Origin of the sequence: Glutamicibacter sp. AOP12-B1-11 (assembly GCF_052379245.1) — a bacterium.
GTDB lineage: Bacteria > Actinomycetota > Actinomycetes > Actinomycetales > Micrococcaceae > Glutamicibacter.
The window spans coordinates 1-5,319 of sequence record NZ_JBQSYL010000062.1 but is presented as its reverse complement, the minus strand read 5'-3'; the positions used below and the strand labels follow the sequence as shown (position 1 = coordinate 5,319).

The window sequence follows — 5,319 nt, the reverse complement described above, 5'->3', positions numbered from 1 at the left end:
CTAGTTCGTTGATGGTGATACTCGAAGGATCCAGCGTCAATCCGTGGATCTCGGCCAGCGCACAAATTTCTCGAATCGCAGAGTTTTCCATGATCCCAGCCTTGCTGGTTGAGCGGGAAAAGTACATAGCGGTGCTGGCACCTGGCCGGCTGAACATCACCGAGCCGCTGAGCACGAGGGCCCCGTCAAGGCCGCGAAGCCCAACCTTTCGTCGAGGGACTGGGGTGGCGATTCGATCCAGGCATGGCGCTGGCCCGTTTGAATTTAGTCTCCCTCGCCTCTGGAATCTGGACGGGCCCGATAGTTGGTTTGTCGCTTGGACTGGCAGCGAAGAGGCACCACAGAGCTGTGAGCAGTGGAGCGCTTAGCGGAAAACTCGGCCGATGCCACCGCTCAGTTGCGACAGCTGCATCCAGATCCCGAAACGAACGAGCGGGCGAAGGAGCAGTTCGATCCATGGGTGAACGACGCGGTTGGCATTGCGTTCCCAGCGCAGGTGGATATGAAGCTGGGTGCCGCCAGCTGCAGGCTCCAACTCAATACGTATTCGCTTGATGTTGGCCCGCGCCGATTCTGGAAAGGTGAACTGCCACTCGATCAATGTTGCGTCTCTGCATGCGACAAGCTCGACATCCTGGGTCTGGAATTCAGGCTTAATTCGAAGCTGCTTGCCATCGGGCCGCTGCGTGCGAGTGCGTGCGCTCCAGCGTTCGCCAATATGGATGCGTCCCAGTGGATCGTTGCCGGCGATTTCATTGATAGTCGGTTCCCACTGAGGTATCCGCGACGGGCTGTAGAGCAAATCCCAGACCTGTTCAACGGCAGCGGGAATAAATGCCTCGATGCTTCCCGAACGTTGGTCCGGCCGAATGCTGTGTCGTGGCTTGAAGGCAGTGAAGTGCTGGGCTTCATCGATTAGCGCGATCACCTGATCGGGTGCCGTATTTAGCCGCCGTAGTATTTGGTCGATCATGCCGCTCGGCTCCGTCATGAGTTCACCCAGTACGTCAGCGGCAGTTCCCCGACGCCCGCCGCCGCTCGCGCGTTTGATCACGGCTAACGCGCGGTCGCTCCATTCGTAGCCACCGGTTTCATGGAAGACGATCCGCCCTTGTGGCGGGAGTCCGCTGTTGACGCCGAGCGAGGCGAGTTGTGCCGAATGCTGCTCGTTGACGGCAGCTCTTGCCGATTCAAGAGTGATCCCCATGCTTCGCAGGACCTGTCCGGCGCTCTGCTCGCTGAGGACGAGTGCAAGAAGCAGATGCTCGATGTCGGCGGTGCGCTGTCCGATGCGGGAGGCTTCCTCCATGGCGGCGAGCGAGAGCGTGTGCGATGTAGTTGCCGCGTCGCTGAACTTGCTCAATGGGCCCTCCTTGCTACGGGGATAGTCTGATCGACCTTCTTCGCGTACTTCTTGTGCGCTGCCTGGCGGGAGACCCCGAGTGCGTCGGCAATGTTCTGCCAGCTCATGCCCAAGCGCAGGGCCGCCTCAACTTGCGCGAGTTCGAGCCGCTCGGTGAGTGCACGCAGGGAAGCGATAGCGCGAAGCCCGGAGCGTGGGTCGCTGGTGTCTGCCGCGACCGTGGTGATCTGTGTTGACTCCATGCTGTCAACCTACGTTGCCAAGCAATCGCCTGTCAACAAAGGTTGCTAGCCGGGTGTCTGTGGCGGGGGATTGGTTGGACTTACCGGTGATTGTTAGGTGTGGCGACGAGATAGGAGCCCGCATCAAGATCTAATAATGCCAAGAAACCCGCATTCTGAGAGGCGTTTTCCCGGATCGCAGCAGTGGAGCTGAGAACATCATGCCCGTCAAGGAGCTCGCTCTCCAGATATTCGGCCGCCAAACCGATTGCGGATCGAAAATGCTCTGCGCTAGGGTTCAAGTGATTCCAGATCTCAAGAGATTAGGGAGTTGCCATGGTCCGGACGCGGGTACATAACTTGCTAGTTTCCTCGGATGGCTATGCCGCAGGTGAGTACGTGACGCTCGAGAAGCCGATCGGTGACGCCCGCGCGCTTTTCGGCAAATTCGACGGACGCGTCATCCACGGCATCCATGGCATCGATGACCCGGTGACCGTGGATCGGGCCATGTTCAGCATGTGGGGCCAGGGGATCGGGGCGGAGATCATGGGCCGCCGTAAATTCGGTCCGCAGACGGGCGAATGGCCCGATGACGGCTGGGAAGGGTGGTGGGGAGACGAACCGCCCTTCCTCACCCCGGTGTACATCCTGACCCACTATCCACGCCAGAAACTCGAATTCGCCAACGGCACCAGCTTCCACTTCGTCGATGCGTCGCCGAAGCAAGCGCTTGGCCTGGCGCAGGAAGCGGCCGGCGGGTTGGATGTCCGGATTGGCGGTGGACCATCGACCGTGAGCCAGTTCTTGCAGGCTGATCTCATCGACTTCCTGCATGTGGTGATCGTTCCGATCGTGCTCGGTTCCGGTGTCCGGATCTGGGATCACCTGGCCGGCTTGGAAGACCGCTTCAGCGTCGAATCCATTGGCACCTCCAGCGGACTGACCCATCAGTTGTGGAATAGGACGAGCCGCGAGTGAAGTCCTCATGTGGCCACCAAGTGGAAACCATGAACTGGAATTCTGCCTTTCTGCGTCCAACGCCTGCCTGGGAACTGTGCATGCATCCTGCCGCACGCCACTGGCCTGTCTGAACGAGGGAAGCTGAGAACCATGAGAATGCTGCTGGGGGATGTGTTGCGGACCGCGGGCGATCTGCCGTGGACGCACGCCCTGTATGCTTCCGCAGGCCGGCGGTCCTTCGAGGAGTCCGCGCCGGTGCTGGTCTGGGATGTGGATGACGTCTCCGATGCCGCCACCGATCTGCCGGCCGAAGCGATCGCGCTCGACTACGAGTATGTCCTCGCGATCGATGACGTGCAAAGCATCGTCGCCAACGCCCTAGCGCAGCGACCGGGCGCGACAACCGCGGAGCTGCTCCTGGCGTTCCAGCACTATCTCGACCGCGACGCATTCATCGTGTGGGATGGTTGAACCATGCTTTCAAGAGAGGCACTGAGCGAGAAGTTCACCCTGCATCCGCCCGCCTCGCCCGCTGTTCTGGAGACCGAGCGGGGCGAGTATGGCGGTCCGCTGCCCGAGGAATATGTGGATTTGCTTCGGATCTCCAACGGTCTGTACACCGAAGGGAACCTGAGCATCCTCGGGGCCGAGGGCGTAGTGCAACGCAACGTCGACTACGAGGTGCAGGCCTACCTGCCCGGCTACTTCATGATCGGCGACGACGGCGGCGGGACCGCGATCCTGCTGAACCTGCAGGACCGTGGCATCTACGAGGTGGACATGGGCGTCATGGATGAGCAGAGCATGGAACGCAACGCCGGTTCCCTCGATGAATTGCTCCGGCTCGGCACGTGCCTGGCCGAGCGCAACGGCTAGCGAGGGAACAAGCACCGGCGGGCACCTTGATGAAATTGATCAATCTAGTTAAGCCATTGAGCTGCGTCTGATTCCGGTGCGGGCGCCAGCCTCGGGCGCGTTGCCCTGCCCGTGGCTATTGAATGTTTCTGCTGGGATCGGCTGACTTTTCGCAAGCAGCTACACGGTGCGGGAATAGCGGTATCCCCAAAAATCGCGAGCACGCTCAATCCGGGACGAGCTCAGGGGGTTCAACGCAGGATCCAACGGGCCATTCAATTACTACGGAGCACAGTGGCAATGGAGTAGCACCTTGAAAAGTCGCAAAGCTGTGGTTCCGTCAAGTCCATTGTTCTCCTCGTTATTCTGAGCTCCGGATTCTCATCGACAGATAGTTCGAGAATCCGGCACGCTTGGCAAACTTCACCGGGCGCGAGTGCGATTCACGGAATCCGAGCTTGCGGTATAGCGCCAACGCGGCGGTGTTCGTATTCTTGATGTCTCGGAGCACGAATTCCTGGTAAGGCAACCGCAGCAAATGCTTCATCAGAGCGGTTGCGACGCCCTGGCCTTGACGTTGTGGCACGGTGGTCACGAAGCCGATCTCGGCCAGAGCGGGCCGTGCGTCCGCGTAGGCCCCGAGGAACTGGCTCCGAACGATAAAGTAGCTGATTGCTCCGTGCCAGTTTCCCAACGCACGCCGAAATTCACGTCCGCTGGGCTTGAAGCACTCCTGATCTCCTTCCGTCAGGGTCGCAACCGCCGCAGGTTCTCCATCGACCAGTGCAATATAGAAGCGCTCTAGGATGATCATGTGTTCGAAAGCGTCCGCCAGAACCTGCGGGTCTTTCGAGAAGTACTTGAAGTCGTCGGCAAATCCGTGGATTAGCACCGCGGTGATGTCCCGGCGGGAGTTCTCGCCAAGCTCGTCGCCACGTTTGATCTCGATCATGGGTTTCCCTCGCCAGTTAGTAGGCGAAGCACAACGTCTGCGCCTGAGTCGGTCAACGCGTCCTGGATGACCAGGCGCATGTTCGCAATACCCGACAGCATTGCGAAATAATAGGCGGTTAGTTGCTCCGGATCGCCATCTGCGAACTGTCCGGAGGTTTGTCCCCGACGGATGAGCTCGGCGAAGGCTTCCCAGAGAGAGCCCTGTTCGGCCGCGAGCCGTGCCGCCGTTCCTGCCGGGGTGTCGCTCAGGAATCCTTGGTTGATCACGAGATAGAACTCGGCTGCCTCTTGATCTCCCGCAAGGTCGGAGAGGAAGTCATGTGTGAAACCGCGCACTAAGGCGAGCGGATCGCCGTCGCCCGAAAGAGTATCGGAGACCGCTTCTAGGCCGGCCGCGGCTTGCTTGAGCAGGTCGTCGAAGAGGACTTCCTTGCTCGCATAATGCCGGTAGATGGATCCGATGCTGAGCCCAGCTTCTTCCGCGATGTGCCGGATGCTCGACGCAGCAAATCCATGCCGTGCAAAAATGCGGACGGCGGCGCGCTCGATCGCCTGGCGCGTAGTCTCGCGCAAGGCCCGATTCTGTTCTGCTACACGCACGAACACCTCCATAGAATGAACTGATGTTCATTCTATGGATTTCAGACCTGGCGTGCAATGCTCATCTGTTATCGAATGGCTGACCGTCGATGTTTTCGCCACGGAACAATAGCGGGATTCGCGATTCGCACGATCCGTAGTCCTTATCTGGATAATATCCAGCTCGTCCCTTCCCCGGAAGGCCAGGCTTGCGACTCGACGCAGATTTCCTTGCGGTCACCGCATCAGCATGATTGCTGCTCTGGCTCCTCGAATTGGCCGCTGAATAAGAGCTGCAGAGCTGTGCGCCCCGGGGCATTTGCGGCAGGCACCGAACCGCAGCGCGTCAGCAATTGGCGTCCGCAGGAGTCTTCGCCTGGGTGC

Annotated in this window: 7 protein-coding genes; 3 read left to right on the top strand and 4 right to left on the bottom strand. The window is 59.8% G+C overall.

The window, feature by feature from the left end:
• Positions 1-364: 364 nt before the first annotated feature.
• Entirely contained in the window at positions 365-1,363 is a 999-nt protein-coding gene (locus tag ACT3UQ_RS19460) for an SRPBCC family protein (RefSeq protein ID WP_105553050.1), read from the bottom strand.
• Entirely contained in the window at positions 1,360-1,605 is a 246-nt protein-coding gene (locus ACT3UQ_RS19455; protein WP_096288886.1) for a hypothetical protein, read from the bottom strand. The genes ACT3UQ_RS19460 and ACT3UQ_RS19455 overlap by 4 nt, the downstream gene beginning before the upstream one ends.
• A 315-nt stretch (positions 1,606-1,920) precedes the next feature.
• Here ACT3UQ_RS19455 and ACT3UQ_RS19450 point away from each other — a divergent pair, with 315 nt between their 5' ends.
• From ACT3UQ_RS19450 to ACT3UQ_RS19440, 3 genes are all read left to right on the top strand, one after another.
• Positions 1,921-2,565 (top strand): dihydrofolate reductase family protein, encoded by a 645-nt coding sequence (locus ACT3UQ_RS19450; RefSeq protein WP_105553049.1) that lies wholly within the window; start codon positions 1,921-1,923, stop codon positions 2,563-2,565.
• 132 nt (positions 2,566-2,697) lie between these two features.
• Positions 2,698-3,018 carry a DUF7716 domain-containing protein gene (locus tag ACT3UQ_RS19445; RefSeq protein WP_444637788.1) on the top strand — a complete coding sequence of 107 codons (321 nt, stop codon included), beginning with the start codon at positions 2,698-2,700 and terminating at the stop codon, positions 3,016-3,018.
• Between the two features lie 3 nt (positions 3,019-3,021).
• The gene (locus ACT3UQ_RS19440; RefSeq protein ID WP_096288880.1) at positions 3,022-3,423 is read left to right on the top strand and encodes an SMI1/KNR4 family protein; all 402 of its coding nucleotides are present in this window, start codon (positions 3,022-3,024) and stop codon (positions 3,421-3,423) included.
• A 340-nt stretch (positions 3,424-3,763) separates the two neighbouring features.
• On the opposite strand, the gene ACT3UQ_RS19435 is transcribed toward ACT3UQ_RS19440, so the two are convergent.
• The gene (locus ACT3UQ_RS19435) at positions 3,764-4,354 is read right to left on the bottom strand and encodes a GNAT family N-acetyltransferase (RefSeq protein WP_096288878.1); all 591 of its coding nucleotides are present in this window, start codon (positions 4,352-4,354) and stop codon (positions 3,764-3,766) included.
• Positions 4,351-4,956 (bottom strand): TetR/AcrR family transcriptional regulator, encoded by a 606-nt coding sequence (locus ACT3UQ_RS19430; RefSeq protein WP_255248534.1) that lies wholly within the window; start codon positions 4,954-4,956, stop codon positions 4,351-4,353. Before ACT3UQ_RS19430 ends, ACT3UQ_RS19435 begins: the two co-directional genes overlap by 4 nt.
• Positions 4,957-5,319 lie beyond the last annotated feature (363 nt).

Coding starts and splice junctions, on each gene's coding strand:
- ACT3UQ_RS19455 (WP_096288886.1), bottom strand. CDS start 1,605: ATGGAGTCAACACAGATCACCACGGTCGCGGCAGACACCAGCGACCCA.
- ACT3UQ_RS19450 (WP_105553049.1), top strand. CDS start 1,921: ATGGTCCGGACGCGGGTACATAACTTGCTAGTTTCCTCGGATGGCTAT.
- ACT3UQ_RS19445 (WP_444637788.1), top strand. CDS start 2,698: ATGAGAATGCTGCTGGGGGATGTGTTGCGGACCGCGGGCGATCTGCCG.
- ACT3UQ_RS19440 (WP_096288880.1), top strand. CDS start 3,022: ATGCTTTCAAGAGAGGCACTGAGCGAGAAGTTCACCCTGCATCCGCCC.
- ACT3UQ_RS19435 (WP_096288878.1), bottom strand. CDS start 4,354: ATGATCGAGATCAAACGTGGCGACGAGCTTGGCGAGAACTCCCGCCGG.